The following is a 23,986-nucleotide window of genomic DNA, read 5'->3' on the forward strand; positions in this document are numbered from 1 at the left end:
AGCCCACTATGCCTTTGCCATTCGACGGCGCGATCAGCCGCTTTTTCGAGGACGAGACGCCGAAACAGGTCCGCGACGCGATCCAAAACGCGGGCAAAAAGGACGTCCTGTCTGACAGCTACCCCTATGCGGAGCGGATGGACCGCAAGGAATACGACCGCACCATGGCCGCGCTGCAGATTGAGCTGGTCAAGATGCAGGCGCATATCAAGGCCACCGGCACCCGCATGGCCGTGGTGTTTGAGGGTCGCGACGCCGCCGGCAAAGGCGGCACAATCAAACGCATCCGCGAGAATATGAACCCACGTGTGACCCGCACCGTAGCCCTTTCCAAGCCGTCTGATCGCGAGCAGGGAGAATGGTATTTCCAGCGCTATGTGCGCCACCTGCCGACCGAGGGCGAAATGGTCCTGTTTGATCGCAGCTGGTACAATCGCGGCGTGGTGGAAAAGGTGTTCGAATTCTGCACTGACGAGCAGCGTGCCAAGTTCTTTGGGCAGGTTCCGCAGTTTGAACAAATGCTGAAAGACGAAGGCATCATCCTTGTGAAGCTCTGGCTCAATGTAGGCCGCGCCGAACAGTTGCGACGCTTCATGTCACGCGAAAAGGACCCGTTGAAGCAATGGAAACTTAGCTGGATCGACGTGGAAGGCCTCAAGCGTTGGGACGCCTACTCTGCTGCTATCAAAGAAACCTTTGACAAAACCGACACAAAGCAAAGCCGCTGGACCGTCATCCGCTCTGACGACAAACGCCGGGCGCGGATTGCCGCGATCAAAACCGTTTTGCGTGAGGTCGAATATGAGGGCCGTGACATCAAGCTATTGACCCGCCCCGACACCGATATCTGCGGCGGCCCCAGCATCTGGCAAGATGCCTAAGCGCGGCTACCACCATGGCAACCTGAAACAGGCTTTGGTTGAGGCGGCACTGACGCTGATCGAAACCAAAGGCCCGTCAGGCTTCACTGTGGCCGAGGCCGCGAAAGCCGCAGGCGTTACACCAGCCGCCGTCTATCGCCATTTCAATGGCCGCGAGAGCCTGATTGCGGAATGCGCCTTGCAAGGGCACCGCATCTTCGGCGACCTGATGGAACATGCCTATGCCGGCGGCCACCCCACGGCCTTGGCAGCGTTTGAGGCCACGGGCCGCGCCTATCTGGCCTTTGCACGCAAGTTTCCCGGCCATTACGTGGCGATGTTTGAAAGCGGGTTGTCGATGCAGGCCAACCCTGACCTCGCCCTTGCCGCAAGCCGCTCGCGCGGCGTGTTGGAAACCGCGGCCGCCGAGCTGTCCAAACACATTCCCGAGGAAAAGCGGCCACCGGCGTCCATGTTCTCCGCTCATATCTGGGCGTTAAGCCACGGGGTCGTGGAGCTGTATGCGCGGGGAACCCCCGGCGCAAAAGCCCCCTTCCCGCCGGAGGACTTGTTAGAGACAGGTATCGGAATTTATCTCAGGGGTTTGGGCTTGATCCGCCCCGATAGCTAAGCCGCAAAAATAACCAACGAGCCTTCATCCCAAGTGACGCAGGTCCGCGTGCCACGTTCCAGTACCGGGCGTGTCGCAAGGTTTTTCATCGAAATGGAGACCGGTTGGGCGGTGCCGTCCAGTTTGACTTCGTAGTAGGTCATGTCGCCGTAATAGCTGAGATCAACGACTTCGCCTTCAACAATGCGCTGTCCGCGCAATTTGGGGTCCTCATAGACGATCGATAGCGCTTCTGGCCGCAACCCCACCACGGGCGCAAAGGCGCGGGCATTTGCGGGCAGCTGGTCTGGTGTGATCTCCGCCTCGCCCAGGCCTTCGATGGAAAAGCGAACCGCCTGACCATCCAGATCAATCTGGCGGGCCTCAAGGAAATTCATTACCCCGATAAACTCACCTACCCTGCGGGTATTTGGCCGGCGGTACAATTCCTGCGGCGAGGCGACCTGCGCTATCTCGCCCTCGAACATGACGGCAATTCGGTCCGACATGATCAACGCCTCTTCCTGATCATGCGTGACCAGAATGAAGGTGATGCCAACCTGGCGTTGCAAGCGCCTCAGCTCCGACTGCATTTGTTCCCGCATCTTTTTGTCGAGCGCTGAGAGCGGCTCATCCAACAACAACACCTTCGGCTTGAGGATCAACGCGCGCGCCAAAGCGACACGCTGCCGTTGCCCGCCGGACAAGGCATGCGCGGCCCGTTCTCCGAACCCTGTCAGCCCGACCATCGACAAAGCGTCAGCAACAGCAGCATCAAGCTCAGGTTTTGGTAGCTTCGCCTTTCGCAATCCGTAGCCCACGTTCTGTGCCACGCTGAGATGCGGAAAAATGGCGTAGCTTTGGAACACCATGTTGGTCGGGCGCTTATTGGCTGGCACCCCGGCCATGTTTTGTCCGCCCAGCAGAACCGTCCCACCTGAAACCTCTTCAAATCCAGCTATCACCCGCAACAACGTGGTCTTGCCACAGCCCGAGGGCCCAAGAAGAGAGAAAAATTCCCCTTCCGCTATTTCGCAGTCAATGCCCTTGAGCGCGTGATAGTCGCCATAGTGCTTTTCGATGCCTTGAAGGGAAATGATGCTCACAAGAAGCCCCCGCTGTCTTTGCCGCCAACCCGCGCCACGCCGCGACGCCGGTAAAACTCTGCCACGCTCAGGATGATGAGCGAGGCCAGAAGCATCAGCGTACCCAACGCCATAACGGCCGGAATTTTGGTCGGGAAGCGCAGTTGCGACCAGATGTAGACCGGCAAGGTCGGCTCCGCCCCGGTTAGGAAGAAGGCGATGATGAACTCGTCAAGCGAGATGGTGAAACAGATCAAAAACGACGCCACAATGCCGGGAGAGACGAGCGGTAGAATTACGTTTTTGAAGGCCTCCCAACGCGTTTCACCCAGATCTACAGCGGCCTCTTCCAGAGATTGATCCAGCCCCTGGAAGGCCGAGGTGAGGATTGCAATCGCGAATGGTGTGCAGATCAGAGTGTGGCCCGCAATCACCGTCCACGCCGACAATGGCAGTCCGAACACCTGCACCACCACCACCAGCAAGGACACAGCAACTATGATTTCGGGCAGCACCAGCGGCACCATAATGGCCCCCATGATCGGCGCCTTGAACGGGAACTTGAACCGGGTGGAGGCCCGCGCCGCGCAAATGCCCAAAACCACGGACAATGTCGCCGTGGTCAGCGCAATGACGATCGAATTGAGCAACGCGCCGTGTAGCGCCTCAATCCCTGTCAGCTGCACGAACCACTGCGTGGTGAAGCCCTTCAGCGGGAACGCCATTACGGTGCCGGAGTTGAACGCAAACATCGGCAGCAAGATCACCGGCAGGTACAAAAAGATCAGGTAAGTGATCGCGTATATGCGCAGCCAGCCGCCCTTCATCGCAGGTACTTTCGGTTTAAGAAGACGAAGATCAGCGAAATGGCCGTGACCGCGCACATGGCCAACACCGCCAGCGTCGCCCCCATGGGCGCGTTGTTGAGCTTCAGGAACTGGGTCTGGATCATGTTTGCGATCATCAAACCATTGGGCCCGCCGACCAGGCGCGGCGTCACGTAATCCCCGATGATCGGGATGAAGACGATCAAGGTTGCGGCGATAACACCGGGCATAGCCAATGGCAGGGTCACCCGAAAAAACGTCCTCATCCGGCTTTCGCCCAGATCGCGCGACGCCTCTAACAGCGAGCGGTCGATCTTCTCGAGCGCGACGTAGATCGGCAAGATGGTAAAGGGCGCAAACGCATGGGCCGCCGTGATGACTACGGCATTGGCGTTATAAAGCAGAAAGGTAATCGGCTCGTCGATCAGCCCAAGCGACAGAAGCCCAGAGTTAAGGACCCCATTGAACCCCAAAATCACCTTCCACAGAAACACCCGCAGCAAGTAGCTGGTCCAGAACGGAATGGTGATCAGGAAAATCCATAGCGCCTTGCGTGACGGATCGACATAAAAAGAGACGAAATAGGCCAGCGGGAAAGCGAGCAAGACCGTTACGACCGTCACGACGCCCGAGATGATGAGCGAGCGCACCATCAGCGTGCGGTATATTGGGTCGGTGAACGCCTCGCGGTAGTTGTTCAACGTCAGGGTGCGGTCGATGGTTAGAAAGTCTTGTGTCCAAAAGCTGAAGGTCAGCACCGCCGCCAAAGGTGCGGCTAACAGCAACAGCACATAGACCGCCGTGGGCGAGATCAGCAAAAGCCCTCGTTTGGCTTCGGTATCAAGTGAGGTGGCTATGACGAAAAATCCCCGGGCATCGTACCCGGGGATCAGTTTGAAACGATTAGCTTTTCAGAGCAAGCCCCGGTCGTGAGCCTAGAACGGGATCTCGTCGTCCAAATCACTGCTGGATCCGCCGCTTTGTTGGCCGCCGCCGTAGCTGCCACCCCCGCCGCCCATCGGGTCGTCGCTGTAGCCGCCGCTTTGGCCGCCACCACCGTAGCTGCCGCCGCCTCCGCCGCTGTCACCACGCCCGTCCAGCATGGTCAAGGTCGAGGTATAGGGCCGCAGCACAACCTCGGTCGAATACCGGTCCGCGCCGCTTTGGTCCTGCCATTTGCGGGTTTCCAGCTGGCCTTCCAGATACACTTTCGAGCCCTTCTTGAGGTATTGCTCGGCCACACGCGCCAGCGGCTCAGAGAAAATGGCGACTGAGTGCCATTCTGTGCGCTCACGGCGTTCGCCAGAATTTTTGTCTTTCCAGGTCTCCGATGTCGCGATGCGCAGGTTGCACACTTTGCCACCGTTCTGGAACGTGCGCACCTCGGGGTCGCGCCCCAGATTGCCGATAAGAATTACTTTGTTGACCGAACCAGCCATGGCAGGCGTTCTCCCCGATTCTGAATTTCCAGCGACCCTACCTCACCTACAGATGGTTAATAAACAGCGAATTCCCGCCCAAGACACACAAGGTCTGGTCCATCGGCCAAAATCGGCTATAGTCCCGCGCAAGGATAAACGGGTGGTTGAGCAGTATGCGGTTATTACTAAGTGTCGTGCTGGCATTGGGGCTGATAGGCCCTCAAGCAGGCTTCGCCGACGGCGTGTCCGTGACCGGCTCCAGCTCCTCTCGTGAGCGCATCTTCAAATCGCAAGCCCGCCTGCTCGATGGGCGCCTGTCCAAGCAATATAAAGGCTCAGTCAGATATCAGCCGGGCAAGCCAAAACTTGCGTCGGTCCGCGCCACAACGATCCCGACATACCGCGGCAAATATCGTGGGCAATACCTGAATGCAGCCAAAGCCGCCGCACGCAAGCACGGCATCCCCGAAAACCTGTTCTTGCGGCTCGTGCAGCAAGAAAGCGGGTTCAACCCCAATGCACGGTCCCACAAGGGGGCTATCGGTCTGGCTCAGCTCATGCCCGGCACAGCTCGCGTGCTGCGCGTCAACCCGCATGACCCGAAACAAAATCTTGAAGGCGGCGCGCGCTACCTGCGGCAGATGTACAAAAAATTCGGCAGCTGGCGGCTGGCCCTTGCGGCCTATAATGCGGGCCCCGGTGCGGTTGAAAAATACAACGGCATCCCGCCCTACCGCGAGACAAAGAACTACGTCCGAAAAATTCTCGGCAGCTAAGCCTCCATCATTGCTCCAAAAATACTCAAAGCCCCGCAGGGCCGTCTAGCTGTCCCAATTCGGCGGGCGCTTCTCCAGAAATGCGGCAATCCCTTCCTCCGTATCGGCCACGCCCATATTCTCGACCATCACGTCGCCTGTGAAGGCATAGGCTTCTGACAACCCCATCTCCAACTGCTGATAAAACGCGCGCTTGCCGATCCGAACCGCCGCTCCCAGCTTGGAAGCCACGAGGTTTGCCAGCTCCGCCGTCTCCGCCTCCAGATCATGCGCCACGCGGTTGATCAGCCCCAGCTCGCGGGCGCGTGAGGCCTCGACAAATTCGCCGGTGACCAACATCTCAAACGCCTGCTTCGCCGCGATGTTGCGCGACAACGCCACCATTGGCGTGGAGCAGAACAGCCCTATGTTGACCCCGTTCACCCCAAAGCGCGTGCCCTCTTCGGCCACGGCAAGATCGCAGGACGCCACCAGTTGGCAGCCCGCCGCCGTGGCAATTCCATGGACCGAGGCCACCACAGGTTGCGGCATCCGCTTGATCGTCATCATCATCGCCGCGCATCGGTCGAACAGGTCTTTGAACGCAGCGGTGCCGCCATCCTCCGACTGGCGCGCGGCGGTCATCTGCTTCAGGTCATGGCCCGCGCAAAACGCCTTGCCTGCGCCGCGCAACACAACGGCCTTCACCGCGCCATCTTCCGCAATCGCGTCAAACGCGCCTTGCAAAGCGGCCAACATCTCGTCCGACAAGGCGTTCAGCTTCGACGGGTTGTTCATCGTCAACCATGCAACCGCGCCTCGATCTTCGCGCAACAGTAAGTCGTCACTCATCTTGCATCATCCCATTCCTTTGCGCCAAGCTAACCCCACAAAGTGACCAGAGGGAAGCATGGACCTTAAAATGACTGCAGAGGACCTCGCAGAGTTCCTCAAACGCGACTTCACGCAGGTCGCCGATGATTTCGAGTTTGTCGAGGTCACTCCCACCCATGTCACCATGGCGCTTGCAGCCGAGGACAAGCACCTGCGCCCCGGCGGCACTGTGTCCGGCCCGGCCATGTTCGCACTGGCCGATGTCTGCGCCTATTTTTGTATCCTGTCCAAACTTGGCCCCGTGGCTTTGGCGGTGACCACCAATTGCTCCATCGACTTCATGCGCAAACCGCCCCCCGGCCGCTTGCTTTGCAAAATGGAGCTATTGAAACTCGGCCGCGTGCTGGCCGTCACCGAAGGGCGGCTTTATTCCGAAGCTGCACCCGACAAACCCGTCGCTCGCGCCTCGTTGACCTATTCCATTCCGCCGTCGTGACACGCCCAACACCCATAGAGACGCTAATCCTGATTTCCCCGATTGTCTGGGGGCTAGCCTTCGTGGGCGCAGTGAAACTGGGCCAGGAGCTGTTTCTCGCAGGCATGGCGGACCCATTGGTCGCAGTGCTGATGGAGATTTTCACATTCTTTGTCGGGATGCTGCTGGCACTCGGACAATTCGGGATGGTGGTGCGCTATCTGGTTAGGAAACGTTGGCTAATCGCATTGGCGTCGCTGGCCATCCCACCTGCGTGGTTCGCGCTGATCGCGTGGGGTATCTCTATGGGCGCTGCCATCGTCTATTCCACATAAACCGCAAAAAAGGCCGGGCCCTTGAGCCCGGCAAGTTGTGGGTCGCGCCAACGGGGAAGAAAGCGAGACCCTCAGGAAGCACTATGAGAACCAGAATCCGCGCTTGGCCTCGGTCAACGCTTGGGCGCGCGTCAGGCCCACGTCATGCAGCTGGTCGGGGGTTAGCTGCTTCAACGTCTGTCGGCTGCGGTAGGCCTCGTCCCAAGTCGTCAACACAACGGCCACCTTGACGGCCACGCGGGCTGCTGGCGCCAAAACGGGGCGGGCAGACAATGCGGTCAGGTCAACGGAGAGCGGTTGAGTGATCAATGACATGGGACAATCCTCCAAATTTGTATTGATACAATGTAGCATGATTGCTACAGATGCATTGATACAAAGTGAAATTGTGTGAGTCGAGCGATACATTGTTATGAATACAATATGGTTTCCCGATCTGGCCGCCGCGACCGGCCCCAAATACCAAACCCTGACCGATGCAATCCGCAACGCGGTGCTGAAAGGCGATCTGCGCAAGGGCGAAAAGCTGCCGCCCGTGCGCGAGGTCGCATATCAGTTGTCCGTCACACCGGGAACCGTCGCGCGCGCCTATTCACTACTTGTCGATGCCGGAACCTTGGAGGCCGTGGTGGGACGTGGCACTTTCGTTGCCGATGGTTCCGCAGACAGCCAAGATGCGCCACTGACGGGAAACGCCATTGAAGTCGATGTTATCCCTCACAATTCCGACTCAAACAGCTACGCAGTCAATATGCTGTCCCCGCACCTTCCAAGCCGCGGACAGTCACGCCTCATTAGATCGCTTTTTGCCGAGATCGCGCAGGATCCGCCATCGGGCATGATGCATTATCCGAGCCGCGCAGGGTCCTTGCCCGCGCGCGAGGCGACGGCAACATGGCTCTCACAAGCGCCGATTGGTCCCGTCAGCGCACAAGATGTGGTGCTTGCAAATGGCGGCCAAAACGCAATCCTGCTGGTGTTCCAAGCGCTTTTGCGCGGTCGCAAGCCTACCATATTGGTCGAAGAGCTGGCCTATCCCGGCTTCCGGCGCGCGGCTGAGCTGCTTCGGGCGGACATTGTACCAATCAAAATGGACGAGGACGGGCTGATCCCAGAAGCCCTGGAAACCGCCGCCCGCAATCATGGCGCTCAAATTCTCTGCACGTCGCCGGAGGTCCACAATCCGACCTGCGCCTTTACCCCTGAAGAACGTCGTGACCAGATCGTGCGGGTCTGCCGCAAGCTCGATATCGAAATTCTCGAAGACGACTGCTACCGGATGAGCGCGGCGCAGTCGCCCTCCTACCGGATGTTGGCACCTGAACGCACATGGTTCGTCTCCTCCATCTCCAAAACGCTGACCCCAGCTCTTCGCTTGGGATTTGTTGCGACCCCGCCCGACAAGGCCTCCTACCTTCGCCGCGCGGCGGAGCATTCCTTCTTCGGCGTCGCCACCCCTTTGACGGACCTATGCGCTAAGTTGTTGACCCACCCGCAATTGCCCGAGATCACCGAACACGTCCGCGAAACCACAAACAGCTACGTGCAAGCGGCGGTGAACATCCTTGGCGGCTATGACCTGAAGTGGCGCCATGACGTGTTGTTCATGTGGCTCACCCTGCCCGAGGGCTGGCGCGCAAGTGCGTTCTGTCAGGCGGCGGAGGCGAAAGAAGTGCAAATTCGATCTGCTGAGGATTATCAAGCCCGCTCAGCCCCCGCCTGCCACGCAGTGCGGTTCGCGGTGAATGCAGGGGTCAGCCTGGAAAGCTACGAGAACGCCATTGCCCGGCTGCGCGACCTGTTGGACAATCCGCCCGAGCAAATTGGCGTCTAAATATGGGGTAACTAAATACCTTATTTACAAGCCATTGTTTTGCAAAGCATAAAACGCGAAAACATGCGTTGACTACGCCACCAATTCCCTTAGAACACCCCAATCCCAAGGGGCACCTGCCCCATGGCACAAGTTTCTGAGGAAGAACCATGAAAACCTTTACCGCTACACCTAGCGATATCGACAAGAAATGGATCCTGATCGACGCTGAAGGCGTTGTTCTGGGCCGCCTCGCGTCGATCGTGGCTATGCGCCTGCGTGGCAAGCATAAGCCCTCCTTCACGCCGCACATGGACATGGGCGACAACGTGATCATCATCAACGCTGACAAAATCCAGATGACCGGCAAGAAGCGCGAAGAAAACTTCTACTGGCACACCGGCCACCCCGGCGGGATCAAGTCGCGCACCAAGCAGCAAATTCTGGAAGGCAAACACCCAGAGCGCGTTGTTGTGAACGCAGTCAAACGCATGCTGCCCGGCGGCGTGCTGTCGCGTCAGCAAATGACCAACCTGCGTGTCTACGCATCGGCTGATCACCCGCATGAAGCACAATCTCCTGAGGTTCTGGACGTTAAAGCCATGAACCCGAAAAACACGCGGAGCGCATAGACATGGCTGACGAAGTAAAAACACTCGACGACCTGAATGAGGTTGTGGACGCCGGTGCACTGGCTGAAAACACTGCCGCTGAAGCCGTGTCCGCCGCCATCACGCGCGAGCCTGTCCGTGACGAGCTGGGCCGCTCCTATGCGACCGGCAAGCGTAAAGACGCGGTCGCCCGCGTTTGGATCAAGCCGGGCTCCGGCAAGGTCACCGTGAATGGCAAAGAGCAGAACACCTATTTTGCCCGCCCCGTGCTGCAAATGATCCTGCGCCAGCCTTTCACCGTGTCCGGCACCGAAGATCAGTTCGACGTGCAAGCGACCGTCAAAGGCGGCGGCCTGTCCGGTCAAGCGGGCGCGGTCAAGCACGGCATCTCGAAAGCGCTGCAGCTTTATGATCCCTCCCTGCGCGGCGCTTTGAAAGCCGCAGGCTTCCTGACCCGCGACAGCCGTGTGGTTGAGCGGAAGAAATACGGTAAAGCCAAAGCGCGTAAGAGCTTCCAGTTCTCGAAGCGTTAAGCTGCACAAAACGACATTGCGAGAGGCCGCCCTTTGGGGCGGCCTTTTTCGTGGCCTCCCCAAAAGTGGCAGTCTGTGTTACCCTGCCCGCATTTAAGAGATGTATTTATGGGAGTCTGACATGCCCGCCCCACAACGCCCCCTGTGGCAACAGCTGCTGCGCGCCGCCGCCAAAACAGTGCTGGACGCACATGAGGAAGCACAGGCCAAGAAGAAAGCCGAAGAAGCCGCTGCCCGCGCGCAAGCTGCCGAGCCTCCTGCCCCGAGCGGTCCGAAGGTGAAGCTCGGCGCGCTTGGCCATCTGGCCACCTCCAAGCCGACTGAGCCTTCCATCGCAAAACGCTTTTCGCTCAATGACGACCCTGAATATCGCCGCGCGGAAGATATACGCCAGCTTGAACACAAGCTGGCGATGCAGCGCATCGAAAATCAAAGGCGCGCCGACCGAAACAAGATCGCCAAGATGCGGATGGGGTATTTCGACGACGACCGTGAGGGCGGCGACGACACCGTACCCTGCCATGTCTGCGACGGGCGCGGCAGCTATCATGGCAGGCGCGGGCACACGGAATGCGGCCATTGCTACGGCAAGGGTTACATCAAGAAACGCCGTTACTAGTCTGACAAAAAAGAAAAAGCCGCGCCAGATGTGGCGCAGCCTCTTCAGTTAATCAGTCGCAGATTGGACGCTACAGAACCGGCATTGGCTCCGGTGCAGGGTCTACCGCTATAGGTGGCAACGGATCGGCTACAACAGGCAGATCGCCTTCGATCACAACATCATCCGTTGTCAGCGCGCCCGCCGCTGGCCCGTTCACGATAATCGCGTAACGCAAATCAATGTTGCCCGGGTTCACGATGATCTGAGCTTGCGTGTCGGACAGAGGCTCAACCACCACGTCGCGTACCAGCCCGTCAAAGCGGACGACAATCATCTCGCCGGCTTCAAAATCGGCGATTTCCACGCCGCTTGCACCATCTTCAATAATGAATGTGTCGGTGCCCTCGCCGCCTATGAGTGTCGCATCAACGCTCAGCGCCTCAGCCAGCAACGTGTCATTGCCCATTTCGCCCATCAGCAGGTCGTTCTCACCCGCGCCGGAGTTCAGCAGGTCGTCACCGTCGCCGCCATTGATCTGGTCGGTGTTGCCGCCGCCCAGCAGGTTGTCGTCCCCGTCATTGCCGTTGACCACATCATTTCCAGCCCCGCCGGATACCCGGTCGTCACCTTCATTGCCGTTCAGCATATCTGCGCCCGGTCCGCCAAAGATGTTATCGTCGCCAGTAAGCGCATTCACGATGTCATCTCCAGCACCCGCTTGGATGTCGTCACCGACTTCGGTGCCGTCAATCTCTTCGCCAATATCTGTGCCCTCAATCAGGTTCAAAGGCACTTCAAGCAGCGAGTAGCCCGCCAGAATTTCTTCGGCGGTGTTGCCCGTCTCGGAAATGTCGCGGAACAGGATGTCTTCAGGCAACAGGTCGGCCACATCGCCAGAGATGGTCGCATGCACCGCGCCGTCGATGACCAATTCAGCTGTGCCGTCAGACACTTGCACGATTTCGACGTCGTCAATATCTACCGGCGTGGCAGTGTTGATCACAATCTGGTCCGGCGCATCCAGGTCGGTAATAGTGTTGCCCGGATTGCCCAGATCCAGCACGAACAGGTCCGCACCGGCCTTGCCGCCGGTCAGCGTGTCCTCGCCGTCGCCCGCGATCAGCACATCGTCGCCGCGGTCGCCCTGCAGCACGTCATTGCCCTCGCCACCGATCAGAATGTCGTCGCCCCGGCCGCCTGTGACGCTGTCGTCACCCGCGCCCAAATCAACCACATCATCGCCGCGACCGGCGAAGACCATATCGTCGCCTTCGCCCGCGTTGATCGTGTCATCGCCGAAGTTGCCGTCAATGGCATCGTCGCCGGCGCCGCCATCGACCGTATCGTTGCCACGACCCGCCGCAATGGAGTCGTTCCCATTGCCGCCATAGACCGTGTCATTGCCCTGGCGCGACTTGATGATGTCGTCCCCATCCTCGCCGAACACGATGTCGTCGCCGCGACCTGCGGTGATAAAGTCATCGCCCGCGCCGCCCGCGATCTCGTCATCGCCGCGACCGCCGAACAGGCTGTCATTGCCGTCACCCCCTGAAATCAGGTCATCGCCAAAGCTGCCGTCAATTTCATCGTTGCCGGCACCGCCCGACAGGACATCGGCCCCAAGGCCGCCGAAGATGCTGTCATCACCGTCGCCACCGTTAAACCCTTCATCAGCATCAGTGCCTTCCAGGCGGTCATCCTCATCGGTGCCTTCAAACACCGTCAAGCCAGCAGCAAATGAGCCAGATATGGCAAGTAGCAAAGCAGCAGAAATCATGTCGTTACCCCAGACGTGTACAATGAACCCTCTGCGAGAAGGTCTGCCATTGCCTCCTCGGTGTCAAATTGTTGCCTCATTTTCGACATGAACACAGCGTTTCCAATTTGGAAATTGGTTAACGCCAACGGTTTCCTGCTACCCCAAAACCCTTGGAAACAGGGCAATTGCGGTCCGGAGCGACCGTCCGGCATGCTTACTGGATAAGAAAGGGCACCCTAAGCGCTGTCGGCAAGGACATCCCGAACGACTTGCAGATCAACATCTGAAGTCACAAAGGCCTCGCCGATTCCACGTGCCATGATGAAATTCAGCGTCCCCGCCACGACCTTCTTGTCTTGGCCCATCAGCTCCACCAGCTTGTCTGGCCCCGGCAAGTCGCCAGCGATATCGCGCAAGTCGCGCTTAAGTCCCATCTGCGCGAGATGCGCGCGAACCCGGCTAGGATCTTCCTGACTGCAAAGCCCCATCCGGGCCGACACCTCAAATGCAAGCGCACAGCCCACAGCGACGCCTTCGCCATGCAGTAGCCGGTCGGAATATCCGGTCGCATTTTCAAGCGCATGGCAGAAGGTGTGGCCAAGATTCAGCAAAGCCCGTTCGCCTTGCTCCGTCTCGTCGCGGGCAACGATCGCTGCTTTCATCTCGCAAGACCGTTTGACCGCATAGATACGCTTGGCCACGTCGCCCGCGGCCATATCGGGCGCGTTGGATTCCAACCAGTCGAAGAAACTGGCGTCTCCGAGCAGCCCATACTTCATCACCTCTCCGTAGCCCGCCAGAAAGTCGCGATCCGACAAAGTGCCCAAAGCGGTGACATCAGCCAAAACCAAAGCAGGTTGGTGGAAAGCGCCAATGAGGTTCTTACCATGCGCAGAATTGATTGCCGTCTTACCACCGACAGAGCTGTCCACCTGAGCCAGCAAAGACGTCGGTATCTGAACGTAGCGCACCCCACGTCGCAGCACGGCAGCCGCAAATCCAGCAAGATCGCCAATGACGCCGCCGCCGAGCGCAACCACGACATCGCCGCGTTCGACACGTTGTTCCAACAGCCAATCCACTGCACGGGAGAAATGCGGCCAGCTTTTGGTGGCCTCGCCGGCAGGTAATGCCAGCGACACCATCTCAATACCGGCTGCTGACAAGCCGTGCCGCAAAGTCTCAAGATGCAGCGCCGCGACGTTTTCATCCGTTAGAACAGCCACCCTGCCCCGAATAGCAAGATTGGACATCAGCTGGCCGGCTTGCCCCAACAATCCCTCACCGATCAGAATGTCGTAGGACCGCTCACCCAGCTCAACCCGCAGCTTTTCCATGCTCATTGCCCTACAATTCCTGCCTCTTGCAGCGCGGCCATTACCGCGCGCGCCATATCCTCGATTGAATAGTCGTCCCGTGCGTTAACGGCCAGGTCTGCCAAAGCGTAGATCGGGGTGCGCGTCTCAAAAATCTCTCCCAAAGTGCGGCGCGGATTGTCGGTGCGCAGCAATGGGCGGGTGGTTTTGTGCTTTACGCGGTTCCACAACAGCTCCAGATCCGCTTTCAACCAGACCGTGACAGCCTTCTCGGCGATCAATATGCGATTGCGCTCGGCCATGAATGCGCCGCCGCCCGTTGACACGATGGCTGGCTTTCCGGTCAGCAGCCGATCAATCACTTCCGTTTCGCGGGCACGGAAGAAGTCTTCACCGTCGCGTTCAAAAATCTCGGCGATGCTCATATTCGCCGCTTCCACCATCGCGTCATCTGAATCAAGGAAGTCCACGCCGAGCAATTGGGCCAGGGCCAGTCCTACAGCGCTTTTGCCCGCGCCCATCATCCCCACTAGCACGACGGGTTTGCGTAATTTTGGCGCGTCAGGTGGCATTCTCTCGCTCAAAAATTATTTCTTACGCCTGAATGGCGTGATCTTGCTGCAAATGCCATATATAAATCCAACGAAAGGGGCGGCGTAACAATGAATGACCACCCCAATGAGGCAGAGCAAAGTTAAGGCAGAGGCATATGGGGCGGCTTTTAAAGCTATTGGTTTTCCTGATCGTGATGGGCATTGTCGCAATTATCGGCTATGCGTATTTTGGCGACCTGTCGCCAAATCGGGTCGAGGTGAATCAACCGGTTGTGCTGGATGCGAATTAACGGACCTGGACTAATCCTGACCCTCAGCCTGGCGGCTGCGCCCATCCACTTGGCCGCGCAAACCGATTCTGAGCCGCTTTCGGCGATCGACTGGCTGTCCGACGTGGTGCGTGAAGTGCCTAAGCCCATCACCAACCAACCCGCGCCCTCTAGCCAAGATGTGACAGAGTCCGCATCAGTGATCGAGGTGACCACGACCCCATTAGGCCAAATAAAATTGGACGCAGTTGGGTTGCTGCCCCGCTCGACCACCGGCTTACCTGCTGATTTCTGGACCCGATCGTCGGCGAAGGCGCTGGGGATGCAGCTGAGTGATCTGCGCGCCGATCTCCCCCCGCCGCTGTCGCAATTCCTGACAACCTTGCTGCTGGCCGAACTGCCAGCCCCGGCCGATAGCGCGGATGGGGCAGAGATGTTTCTGGCCCGTGTGGACAAGTTTTTGGAAATTGGCGCGCTCGACCAGGCGCAAGCACTGGTGCAACGCGCCGGCCCCACACGGCCAGTGCTATTTGGGAGGTGGTTTGACGTCAGCCTGCTGACCGGGCGCGAAGACGCCGCATGCACTTCGATGCTGCAAACACCGTCCATCGCCCCCACCTACCCCGCACGCATTTTCTGTCTGGCGCGCGCAGGCGATTGGGATGCAGCCGCACTGACCCTTGGAACCGGCGAAACGCTTGGCGTCATCACCAAAAAGGAAGTCGACCTGCTGTCGCGCTTCCTTGACCCCGAACTGTTTGAGGGCGAGCCTCTGCTGCCAATCCCCGACCGCATCACACCGCTGACCTTCCGAATGCACGAAGCCATTGGCGAGCCGCTTAGCCTTGGCGGGCTGCCGCATGCGTTTGCCTATGCAAACCTGTCTGACAAGAATGGCTGGAAATCCCGTATTTCGGCCGCTGAACGGCTGACACGGACCGGTGCCATTCCACCTTCGCAGCTCTTCGCGTTGTACAACGAACGCACGCCCGCTGCCTCTGGCGGTGTTTGGGATCGGGTGGAGGCGATCCAGGCGTTTGAGACGTCACTAAAGGCCGGAGACCCTGGAGGCATATCAACCCATCTGCCCCGTGCCATGCGGGCGATGCGTAGTGCCGGATTGGAACATGCATTTGCACAAAGTTACGGTCCGCAGTTGGGGAAATTCCCCCTCACCTCGGAAGCGCAATCAGATGCGATACGCGCGGGATTGATGTCGAAGGACTATGAACTGGCCGCTAATTCCGACCTGCCATCCGGTACGCCTGAGCTGTGGAAGCGCGTCGCGACCGGTCAATTGGGTGGCGCGCGCAGCGATGACGCGCTGGAAGCCGCCGTCATCGCCGCATTCAACGCCGAAACGCCGCCGGAAATCTTCGCAAGCCTCCTAAGCGAGCGCCGGCTGGGGGAAGCCGTGATCCAGGCAATGGGGCTTATGGCTGATGGGCCACGCAGTGACCCCGCAGATATCGAGCGTGGGCTCACGCTGCTCAACCAACTCGGCCTCGCCGACGTCGCGCGGCAAACCGCGTTGCACATGCTGCTGACGCGGCCCCGGGCATGAGCGAGATATCGCAGGCCTCGTCCCGTTGGATCTCTGCCTTTCTTGACGCGCAAGCGGCAGAGCTGGACGCATCCGAGAACACCCGCCTTGCTTATGGGCGCGACCTGATGGACTACGCCGCGTGGCTGGAACGCAAGGGGCTGACATTTGAGGTCGCAGGCCGGATAGACGTCGAAAATTACCTGATCGATTGTGACGCTGCGGGCCTTGCTCAATCCACCCGCGCAAGGCGGCTGTCTTCGATCAAACAGCTATACCGCTTCGCCTACGAGGAAGGCTGGCGCGCAGAAAACCCCGCAATTCAAATCAAGGGCCCGGGCCGCCAGAAATCGCTTCCCAAGACATTGTCATTGGAGGAAGTTGATCAGTTGCTAGGCGCGGCGCAGACCTCAGCCAAAAGCCAAGATGACAGGCTGCGCAACACCTGCATGATGCAGCTGCTCTATGCGACGGGAATGCGGGTCAGCGAATTGGTCACCCTGCCCGTCTCTGCCGCACGTGGTGACCCCCGCATGATCCTGGTGCGCGGCAAGGGTGACAAAGAACGAATGGTGCCGCTTGCGCCCGCAGCACGTGATGCGCTGGGCGTCTGGATAAAGCGACGAGATGCTCTGGAAGATGCGGCCAGGAAAAACGGCGCTGCAGCATCCAAGTTCCTGTTCCCATCTCGCGGGAAAACGGGGCACCTGACGCGACACCGGTTCTATTTGTTGATCAAGGAGTTAGCCGTCGCGGGCGGTGTTGATCCCTCCAAGGTCACCCCTCACACATTGCGCCACGCATTTGCCACGCATCTTCTGGCGGGCGGCGCCGATCTCAGGGCCATTCAGACCCTGTTGGGGCATGCCGACATCTCGACAACTGAGATATATACCCATGTTCTGGATGAGCGGTTGAAAGAGCTGGTCTTGGAAAAACATCCATTGGCGAAGGGCAACTGAGGCCTCTTCGCTCAGCGTCGCAAATCCAAAGGCAACACATCTTCGGACGGCCATATCCCCGTCAGTAGCGACGTCTCGTAGCCATATGTCAGTCCGGCCCGTGTCATAGCCTGCGCCGCGGCGTCCGCGTCATAAGTCAGCTGATGGAATTTCACCCCGTCCCGGCCCAACGTGGCGTAGCTCGTTCGCTGCGACCCATCATGCGGCGGCATGCCGATGACACCCGCATTGATCCATGACTTGCCACCGATGCGTCGGTGGAACGGGATGCCGGAATGCCCGCTGATCACACCATCAACTGGCCCTGTCAGCGCTTCAACAGCGGCAAATTCTTGTTTGAAGACCGTCTCTGGCGAGTTTGACCAGATGAAACGCGCGATATCGGTCATCCCGCCATGGATGACGGCGTATCTGCTGCCATTATGGGTGAAGACGGCAACGTCGGGCAGAGCGGCAAATGTGGACCGCAAATCGGCACCCAACTGGTCGGATGCAAAAGGATACCAACCCTTGGCAGCCAGATCGCAGCTGGAGCCTTCTTCAAACCCGCATCCGCAATCGGCGGCCTCGTTGGCAATCTGCACCTCACAATTTCCTGCAATGCAATGACCGGCTTCGCTCAACACTAATGACGTCGTGGCAACGGGGTCGGCGCAATAGGCAATGATGTCGCCGGTGCAGATGCGGTTTGGCTTGGGAATATGTGCCGCGGCGCGAAACAGGGCTTGCGCGGCTTGCAGGTTGGAATAGGGACCGCCAAACAGCAAAACATCGCCGGTCAACGTGCCAATCTGTGCGATTTTGGTCATGGTCTTGTCCTGCTCATCACCTGCCTGCCCTTGAACCGGGCAGCCCGTGGCCCCATAACAGCTACGTACCCTAATAGTTGCTGGATAAAACACCCCAAATGGACGACCCTTCATCGCTGATCGACACCGCCTCCTGGCTCACTGCGGGGGCGATCATCTTGTTGTTGGTGATGTCGGCCTTCTTCTCCGGCTCGGAAACCGCGCTGACTGCCGCCTCCCGCGGTAAGCTGCGTTCGCAAGCTGACAAAGGTTCCCCCGGGGCGGAACGCGCCCTGACTATCACCGAAGACAATGAGCGGCTGATCGGGTCGGTTCTATTGGGCAACAACCTTGTGAATATTTTGGCAGCTTCGCTTGCTACCGCGTTGTTTACCAATCTTTTTGGTGAATCCGGCGTTGCTTTGGCAACACTTGTGATGACCCTGCTGGTGCTGATCTTTGCGGAGGTGCTCCCAAAAACCTACGCGATCACAAATGCGGAAACGGCGGCGGCAAAAGTCTCTGGGCCGATCTCGGTCATTGTTCTTGTGTTTGCGCCTGTCGTCAACGTGGTCCGCGCGCTTGTCAGGCAGATGTTGAAGGTGTTCGGCGTCGAAACCGACCCCGACAGCCAGATCCTTTCCGTCCATGAAGAAATTGCGGGTGCTTTGGAGTTAGGCCACCAAGAGGGTGTGGTCGAGAAAGAACAACGGGATCGCTTGCTGGGCGCGCTCGATTTGGCGGAACGCGACGTTGAAGAGATTATGTTGCACCGCTCCGAGATCGAGATGATCGATGTCGAAGGAACGCCCGAAGACATCATCGCGCAATGCCTGAAGTCAGCCCATACGCGGCTGCCTATTTACCGCGATGAACCTGAAAATATTGTAGGCGTCCTGCATGCAAAAGACCTGCTACGTGCTGTGGACAAGGCCTTGCGCGGCCCTAACGGGCTTACCGGCTCGTTAAATGGCTTTGACGTGACCCAAGTCATGCGCAAACCCTATTTCGTACCTGAGACCACCACTCTGGAAGAGCAGATGCGCCAATTTCTCGCGCAGAGCAGCCATTTTGCGTTGGTTGTGGACGAGTATGGCAGCCTGCAGGGGCTGATCACACTTGAAGATATTTTGGAAGAAATCGTGGGTGAGATCACCGACGAGTTCGACCTTGAGGAAGAAAGCGCGCCCGAGGCCGCCGCTGATGGCAGCTACGCGATTGAGGGCGCGATGACGATCCGCGACCTGAACCGCCAGATGGATTGGGACCTGCCAGATGAGGAAGCCAACACGGTTGCGGGCTTGGTCATTCACGAAGCGCAATCCATTCCTGACGAGGGTCAGGTCTTCAGCTTCCATGGCTACCGCTTTGAAGTTGCGCAGAAATCGGAGAACCGCATCACCAACTTGAAGGTTCGCCCGTTGTGAGCGCGCGCAAGATCATCATTGACACTGATCCCGGACAGGACGACGCGGTTGCTATCTTGCTGGCCCTGGCCTCGCCAGAGCTGGATGTGCTGGGCATCACCGCTGTTGCGGGCAACGTCCCCCTTCCGCTTACGCAGAAAAACGCGTTGATCGTTTGCGAATTGGCGGGCCGCACCGATATCGCGGTCTATGCCGGTTGTGACGCGCCAATGGGGCGCAAACTGGTAACTGCCGAGCATGTGCATGGCAAAACTGGATTGGACGGGCCACAGCTGCCGACGCCTCAGATGGCATTGCACGACGGCCACGCGGTCGACTTCATTATTGAAACCCTGCGCCGCGAGGACCCCGGAACAGTTACCCTTTGCCCACTGGGGCCGCTGACAAACATCGCGACGGCCTTTGACAAAGCGCCGGACATCGTCGACCGCGTTCAGGAAATTGTACTGATGGGCGGCGCCTATTTTCAGGTCGGCAACATCACCCCCGCCGCGGAATTCAACATCTACGTTGACCCCGAAGCCGCTGATATTGTGTTCAAATCCGGCGTCCCCCTTGTTGTCATGCCATTGGATGTCACCCATAAAGCCCTGACCACGGCACCGCGTGTCGAGGCATTCCGCGCCATGGGGACCGAACCGGGGCGGATGGTGGCAGAATGGACCGACTTCTTTGAACGGTTCGACAAGGAAAAATATGGCTCGGCGGGCGCGCCGCTGCACGACCCCTGCGTCATCGCCTATCTGTTGGAACCGGACCTGTTTACCGGGCGGCATGTCAATGTGGTGATTGAAACCGGATCGGAACTCACCCTGGGCATGACGGTGGCCGACTGGTGGCGGGTGACTGACCGCGCCCCCAATGCGATGTTTATGGGAGATCTGGATGCCGATGGTTTCTTTGCTCTCCTGACCGAGCGGATTGCGCGCTTGTAAGGTCTGCCGCCTCTGGCGGAAATACTTTGGCAACAATGATGGGGCTGTGCCGTGCTAGAATTTGACAACAGCTACGCGCGTCTGCCGGAGCGTTTTTTTACCAAAATGAGGGCAGAACCGGTCTCTGCACCGGCGCTGTTAAAGTTGAATGACGCGCTTGCAGCCGAGATGGGGCTGGATACCGGCTTTCTGGCGTCAGCCGATGGGCTGGCGATGCTGGCAGGCAATAGCGTGCCCGATGGCGCAGAGCCAATTGCACAGGTCTATGCCGGCCATCAATTTGGTGGCTGGTCTCCAAGGTTGGGCGACGGACGGGCCTTGTTACTTGGGGAGGTGACCGGCCCTGACGGCGCACATTGGGACATTCAGCTCAAAGGATCCGGCCCGACGCCCTACTCACGCTCTGGCGACGGACGGGCTTGGCTGGGACCTGTGTTGCGGGAATACATTGTCAGCGAGGCCATGGCCGCATTTGAGGTGCCGACCACCCGGGCTTTGGCCGCCGTGAGCACCGGCGAAACAGTTCTACGCGAGCAGCGCTACCCCGGCGCGATCTTGACGAGAGTGGCGTCCAGCCATGTCCGCGTCGGTACGTTTCAATACTTCGCCTCCCAGCAGGACACGGACGGCATCTCCGCCCTGCTGAATTTCGCAATAACCCGGCACTATCCAGACCTGGAACAAGGCGACGCTCTGGGGTTCCTGAAGGCAGTCATCGCGGCGCAGGCCAACCTGGTGGCCAAATGGATGGGGCTGGGCTTCATCCATGGCGTAATGAACACTGACAACTGCCATGTCGGCGGGCTGACGATTGATTACGGCCCCTGCGCCTTCATGGATGCCTATCACCCGTCGAAAGTTTTCTCTTCCATCGACCAGTTCGGGCGCTACGCCTACGGCGCACAGCCAGAGATACTGGTCTGGAACCTCGCCCAGTTGGCAACATCGCTGCTGCCGCTGATTGACGACAACATGGACAAGGCCGTTGAGACCGCCCAAGCAGCGCTGCAGGATTTTGGTCCTGCCTACACCGACGCTTGGAAAGAGGTCTTCTTTGCCAAGCTGGGACTGCCGGATGGCGGCGACACAGAAGTCGCGCTGGTTCAAGATCTGCTCACCCGGATGGCGGAAAATCAGGCGGATTTCACCCTGACATTCCAGGGCCTGCTAAACGGGACAGCCCGTGACCAATTTGTGGATCCCACTGCCTTTGACGATTGGGCGTCAGGTTGGAACGCCCTGTCTCCGGATGCGGGACTTATGGCGCGCGCCAATCCCGCCTTCATCCCGCGCAACCACCAGATTGAGCTGGCAATCAAGGAGGCGGTCGCCGGTGACCTTTCCCGCTTCCACCGGATTGTGAGCGTGCTGGCAACTCCGTTTGAGGATCAACCCGATCATAGCGACCTGCAGTCCGCCCCGGTCGCGCAAGAGCTGGTGCATCAGACCTTTTGCGGCACGTGAACGCGCGCTAAGGTCTTACCAATTGCCCCGAATGGGGCTGAGGGGGAATAGATGGACCTATTGCAAATCGCGTCGCTGCTGATTGTGTTGGCGGCGTTCTTCGGGACGCTGAACTATTGGTTCCTGAAGCTTCCCTCCTCCATCGGCATCTTGATCGTGGCGCTGATTGCGTCCCTGGCGGTGATGGGTGCAGACTTTGTCTGGCCCGCTTTGCAGATGGCCGACACCGTGCGGGCGGTAGTCACTGGCGTCGATTTCTCTGAGGCCTTGCTGGAAGGCATGTTGGGCCTATTGCTGTTTGCTGGCGCGCTCCATGTGAAGCTGAGCGACCTGAAAGACCAATGGCGGCTGGTGGCTTTGATGGCGACTATGGGCGTGGCCCTGTCCACGGTTGTCGCCGGGGTGGGTTTCAGCTGGATCACCGGAATGCCCTTGCTCGTGGCGCTGGTTTTCGGCGCGCTCATTTCGCCCACGGACCCCGTGGCGGTGCTGGGCGTCCTGCGCGCCGCTAACCTGAAGAAAAGCATGGAAACGAAGATTGCAGGCGAAAGCCTGTTTAATGACGGGGTGGGATACGTCGTGTTTCTGGTGCTGGTGGGCATCGCCTTCCCTCAAGACGATCACCACGCCAGCGGGCTGGCCGCCGCCGCGCAACTGTTCTTCCAGGAGGCCGTGGGCGGCGCGGCGCTGGGCCTTGGGTTGGGCTATCTGACTTTCCGCGTCATGCGGCGGGTCAACGACTACTCATTGGAGGTTCTGATCACGCTCGCCCTCGCATTCGGGGGGTATTCCTTGGCTGTGTACCTGCATGTCTCTGCCCCCATCATGGCAGTGTGCGCAGGGCTGCTGATTGGCGACATTGGCACGCAACACGCCATGTCGGACGAAACGCAGGACTATGTGGATGCGTTTTGGAAGTTGATCGACGAAATTTTGAACGCGGTGCTGTTCTTGATGATCGGGTTTGAGGTCTTCGCTGTGGCCTTCGAGGCGGATGCAGTCGTGGCGGGCCTTCTGTCCATTGTGCTGGCCTTGATCGCCCGATTTGCTGCTGTGGCCATACCTGTGCTGGTGCTGCGACCCTTCCGCGAATTCTCCAACGGGGTGATTCCGATCATGACCTGGGGTGGTTTGAAAGGCGGCATCTCGGTCGCCTTGGCGTTGTCATTGCCAGAGAGCGAATGGAAAGCAACGATCCTGACCGCGACCTATGTGGTCGTGATCTTCTCGATCATTGTGCAGGGGCTGACAGTGGGTCCCCTCGCGCGCCGGTTGGGCCGCGAGCCGGATCTAGTATGACCGCTGTGGCTGGCCAAGCGGCGCGGTCCCCCGCGGCGCTGGTAACATTGACCTGCGGAGGCTGACGGAGCGGATCGGGGACGCCTCGTGGAGGCCCAATCTGCTGTTTCGCGCCCGAAAATGGTTTTGACCGGGAGATCGCATTGCAAACGTGGCTGTCGTGCCCCACCTTCATAGCAACAACATCAACACTCACATTGGGAGAACACGCATGTCATTGATGAAGATGGTCGGCAAAGTCGCGATCGGATTTGCAATCGCCAAGGGTATCAACGCAGTCCAGAAGTCAGGCGGTGTCGGTAAAATGATGGAAGGCCTCAAGAGCAGCGCCAGCAAGGGCGTAGGTGGTATCTCGGGCGGAAGCACCGGGTCTGCTGGCGGCGGATTGGGTGGCATGCTCGGCGGCGCAGGTGGACTTGGAGGTATCGGCGGGCTGCTTGGTGGCATGGCGGCCGCACGCGGCGGGTCGGAGGCGCAAGGCGAAAGCCTCGAAGACCTGCTTGGCCGGGACGTTCCTAAAGAAGAGCCCGCCGAGGAAGAAAGCGCCGGTCTGATGATCCGTGCCATGATTATGGCGGCGCGCTGCGATGGTGAGATTGACAGCAATGAACGTGAAACGCTGATGGCAACAATCGGCGAGGATGCGACCCCTGCCGACATGGATTTTGTACGCGCGGCAATGCAGGATCCAGTCAGCGCCCGCACCCTGGCAGAGGATACGCCTCAGGGTATGGAAACACAGGTCTATTCAATGTCCGTTATGGCCATTGAGCCGGATCACCCAGCCGAAGCCCAATACCTGCACGAGTTGGCAGGCGCGCTGGGCATCAGTGAAGGCACGGTGAACGAGATCCACGACAGTTTTGGCGTCCCGCGGCTCTATAGCTGAGTTTGCTATCGGTAGAATTAT

27 protein-coding genes are annotated in these 23,986 nt (G+C 59.0%); 17 read left to right on the forward strand and 10 right to left on the reverse strand.

Annotated features, from left to right (window positions below; translation table 11 throughout):
• Positions 1–8: 8 nt before the first annotated feature.
• Entirely contained in the window at positions 9–881 is an 873-nt protein-coding gene (gene ppk2 / locus Q0899_RS04765; protein ID WP_299191243.1) for a polyphosphate kinase 2, read from the forward strand.
• Complete coding sequence (locus Q0899_RS04770) at positions 874–1,491, forward strand: TetR/AcrR family transcriptional regulator (RefSeq protein WP_299191244.1); 618 nt, start codon at positions 874–876, stop codon at positions 1,489–1,491. Before ppk2 ends, Q0899_RS04770 begins: the two co-directional genes overlap by 8 nt.
• Here Q0899_RS04770 and Q0899_RS04775 read toward each other — a convergent pair.
• The 4 genes from Q0899_RS04775 to ssb form a co-directional block, all read right to left on the reverse strand.
• A complete protein-coding gene (locus Q0899_RS04775) occupies positions 1,488–2,570 on the reverse strand; it encodes an ABC transporter ATP-binding protein (protein WP_299195231.1) in 1,083 nt (360 codons plus the stop codon). The two genes, Q0899_RS04770 and Q0899_RS04775, sit on opposite strands and share 4 nt — an antisense overlap.
• Before the next feature lie 2 nt (positions 2,571–2,572).
• On the reverse strand, positions 2,573–3,382 hold the full coding sequence (locus Q0899_RS04780; RefSeq protein WP_299191245.1) for an ABC transporter permease: 810 nt from the start codon (positions 3,380–3,382) through the stop codon (positions 2,573–2,575).
• Positions 3,379–4,200 (reverse strand): ABC transporter permease, encoded by an 822-nt coding sequence (locus Q0899_RS04785; RefSeq protein ID WP_299191246.1) that lies wholly within the window; start codon positions 4,198–4,200, stop codon positions 3,379–3,381. The genes Q0899_RS04780 and Q0899_RS04785 overlap by 4 nt, the downstream gene beginning before the upstream one ends.
• A gap of 117 nt (positions 4,201–4,317) precedes the next feature.
• A complete protein-coding gene (gene ssb, locus Q0899_RS04790) occupies positions 4,318–4,821 on the reverse strand; it encodes a single-stranded DNA-binding protein (RefSeq protein WP_298290899.1) in 504 nt (167 codons plus the stop codon).
• A gap of 155 nt (positions 4,822–4,976) precedes the next feature.
• On the opposite strand from ssb, the gene Q0899_RS04795 reads away from it, so the two are divergent.
• Positions 4,977–5,579, forward strand: a complete 603-nt coding sequence (locus Q0899_RS04795; protein WP_298290896.1) for a lytic transglycosylase domain-containing protein — start codon at positions 4,977–4,979, stop codon at positions 5,577–5,579.
• A gap of 45 nt (positions 5,580–5,624) precedes the next feature.
• Here Q0899_RS04795 and Q0899_RS04800 read toward each other — a convergent pair whose 3' ends face one another.
• A complete protein-coding gene (locus Q0899_RS04800) occupies positions 5,625–6,410 on the reverse strand; it encodes an enoyl-CoA hydratase (RefSeq protein WP_299191247.1) in 786 nt (261 codons plus the stop codon).
• Between the two features lie 58 nt (positions 6,411–6,468).
• Here Q0899_RS04800 and Q0899_RS04805 point away from each other — a divergent pair, with 58 nt between their 5' ends.
• Together Q0899_RS04805 and Q0899_RS04810 are read left to right on the forward strand one after the other, a co-directional pair.
• Positions 6,469–6,888 carry a PaaI family thioesterase gene (locus Q0899_RS04805; protein WP_299191248.1) on the forward strand — a complete coding sequence of 140 codons (420 nt, stop codon included), beginning with the start codon at positions 6,469–6,471 and terminating at the stop codon, positions 6,886–6,888.
• Between the two features lie 62 nt (positions 6,889–6,950).
• Positions 6,951–7,202 (forward strand): hypothetical protein, encoded by a 252-nt coding sequence (locus Q0899_RS04810; protein WP_299191249.1) that lies wholly within the window; start codon positions 6,951–6,953, stop codon positions 7,200–7,202.
• Between the two features lie 81 nt (positions 7,203–7,283).
• On the opposite strand, the gene Q0899_RS04815 is transcribed toward Q0899_RS04810, so the two are convergent.
• Positions 7,284–7,517 (reverse strand): DUF1127 domain-containing protein, encoded by a 234-nt coding sequence (locus Q0899_RS04815; RefSeq protein ID WP_298290884.1) that lies wholly within the window; start codon positions 7,515–7,517, stop codon positions 7,284–7,286.
• Between the two features lie 97 nt (positions 7,518–7,614).
• Here Q0899_RS04815 and Q0899_RS04820 point away from each other — a divergent pair, with 97 nt between their 5' ends.
• The 4 genes from Q0899_RS04820 to Q0899_RS04835 all read left to right on the forward strand — a co-directional run bounded on the left by Q0899_RS04820 (position 7,615) and on the right by Q0899_RS04835 (position 10,778).
• Positions 7,615–9,036, forward strand: a complete 1,422-nt coding sequence (locus Q0899_RS04820) for a PLP-dependent aminotransferase family protein (protein ID WP_299191250.1) — start codon at positions 7,615–7,617, stop codon at positions 9,034–9,036.
• Positions 9,037–9,185: 149 nt separating this feature from the next.
• Positions 9,186–9,647, forward strand: coding sequence for a 50S ribosomal protein L13 (gene rplM / locus Q0899_RS04825; RefSeq protein ID WP_298290878.1), 462 nt, complete (start codon positions 9,186–9,188; stop codon positions 9,645–9,647).
• Positions 9,648–9,649: 2 nt separating this feature from the next.
• The gene (gene rpsI / locus Q0899_RS04830) at positions 9,650–10,159 is read left to right on the forward strand and encodes a 30S ribosomal protein S9 (protein WP_298290875.1); all 510 of its coding nucleotides are present in this window, start codon (positions 9,650–9,652) and stop codon (positions 10,157–10,159) included.
• A 121-nt stretch (positions 10,160–10,280) separates the two neighbouring features.
• Entirely contained in the window at positions 10,281–10,778 is a 498-nt protein-coding gene (locus Q0899_RS04835; protein ID WP_298357411.1) for a hypothetical protein, read from the forward strand.
• 70 nt (positions 10,779–10,848) lie between these two features.
• Here Q0899_RS04835 and Q0899_RS04840 read toward each other — a convergent pair whose 3' ends face one another.
• The 3 genes from Q0899_RS04840 to Q0899_RS04850 all read right to left on the reverse strand — a co-directional run bounded on the left by Q0899_RS04840 (position 10,849) and on the right by Q0899_RS04850 (position 14,407).
• A complete protein-coding gene (locus Q0899_RS04840) occupies positions 10,849–12,537 on the reverse strand; it encodes a calcium-binding protein (protein ID WP_299191251.1) in 1,689 nt (562 codons plus the stop codon).
• Positions 12,538–12,755: 218 nt separating this feature from the next.
• Positions 12,756–13,856, reverse strand: coding sequence for a 3-dehydroquinate synthase (gene aroB / locus Q0899_RS04845; protein ID WP_299195234.1), 1,101 nt, complete (start codon positions 13,854–13,856; stop codon positions 12,756–12,758).
• Positions 13,857–13,858: 2 nt separating this feature from the next.
• Entirely contained in the window at positions 13,859–14,407 is a 549-nt protein-coding gene (locus Q0899_RS04850; RefSeq protein WP_299191252.1) for a shikimate kinase, read from the reverse strand.
• 137 nt (positions 14,408–14,544) lie between these two features.
• Here Q0899_RS04850 and Q0899_RS04855 point away from each other — a divergent pair, with 137 nt between their 5' ends.
• From Q0899_RS04855 to Q0899_RS04865, 3 genes are read left to right on the forward strand one after another with little or no spacing between them, the layout of a single operon-like run.
• Entirely contained in the window at positions 14,545–14,679 is a 135-nt protein-coding gene (locus tag Q0899_RS04855) for a hypothetical protein (RefSeq protein WP_298290863.1), read from the forward strand.
• Complete coding sequence (locus tag Q0899_RS04860; RefSeq protein WP_299191253.1) at positions 14,669–16,222, forward strand: hypothetical protein; 1,554 nt, start codon at positions 14,669–14,671, stop codon at positions 16,220–16,222. The genes Q0899_RS04855 and Q0899_RS04860 overlap by 11 nt, the downstream gene beginning before the upstream one ends.
• Entirely contained in the window at positions 16,219–17,163 is a 945-nt protein-coding gene (locus tag Q0899_RS04865) for a site-specific tyrosine recombinase XerD (protein ID WP_299191254.1), read from the forward strand. The genes Q0899_RS04860 and Q0899_RS04865 overlap by 4 nt, the downstream gene beginning before the upstream one ends.
• An 11-nt stretch (positions 17,164–17,174) precedes the next feature.
• Here Q0899_RS04865 and Q0899_RS04870 read toward each other — a convergent pair whose 3' ends face one another.
• The gene (locus Q0899_RS04870) at positions 17,175–17,972 is read right to left on the reverse strand and encodes a metallophosphoesterase family protein (RefSeq protein ID WP_299191255.1); all 798 of its coding nucleotides are present in this window, start codon (positions 17,970–17,972) and stop codon (positions 17,175–17,177) included.
• Between the two features lie 98 nt (positions 17,973–18,070).
• Here Q0899_RS04870 and Q0899_RS04875 point away from each other — a divergent pair, with 98 nt between their 5' ends.
• The 5 genes from Q0899_RS04875 (at position 18,071) to Q0899_RS04895 (ending at position 23,965) form a co-directional block, all read left to right on the forward strand.
• The gene (locus Q0899_RS04875) at positions 18,071–19,378 is read left to right on the forward strand and encodes an HlyC/CorC family transporter (RefSeq protein WP_298290852.1); all 1,308 of its coding nucleotides are present in this window, start codon (positions 18,071–18,073) and stop codon (positions 19,376–19,378) included.
• Entirely contained in the window at positions 19,375–20,313 is a 939-nt protein-coding gene (locus Q0899_RS04880) for a nucleoside hydrolase (protein WP_299191256.1), read from the forward strand. Before Q0899_RS04875 ends, Q0899_RS04880 begins: the two co-directional genes overlap by 4 nt.
• A gap of 51 nt (positions 20,314–20,364) precedes the next feature.
• Entirely contained in the window at positions 20,365–21,777 is a 1,413-nt protein-coding gene (locus Q0899_RS04885; RefSeq protein ID WP_299191257.1) for a YdiU family protein, read from the forward strand.
• Between the two features lie 51 nt (positions 21,778–21,828).
• A complete protein-coding gene (locus Q0899_RS04890) occupies positions 21,829–23,076 on the forward strand; it encodes a sodium:proton antiporter (RefSeq protein WP_299191258.1) in 1,248 nt (415 codons plus the stop codon).
• A 211-nt stretch (positions 23,077–23,287) separates the two neighbouring features.
• Complete coding sequence (locus Q0899_RS04895) at positions 23,288–23,965, forward strand: DUF533 domain-containing protein (RefSeq protein ID WP_299191259.1); 678 nt, start codon at positions 23,288–23,290, stop codon at positions 23,963–23,965.
• The last annotated feature ends 21 nt before the right edge of the window (positions 23,966–23,986 follow it).

The sequence above is a fragment of the uncultured Litoreibacter sp. genome (assembly GCF_947501785.1).
Lineage (GTDB): Bacteria > Pseudomonadota > Alphaproteobacteria > Rhodobacterales > Rhodobacteraceae > Litoreibacter.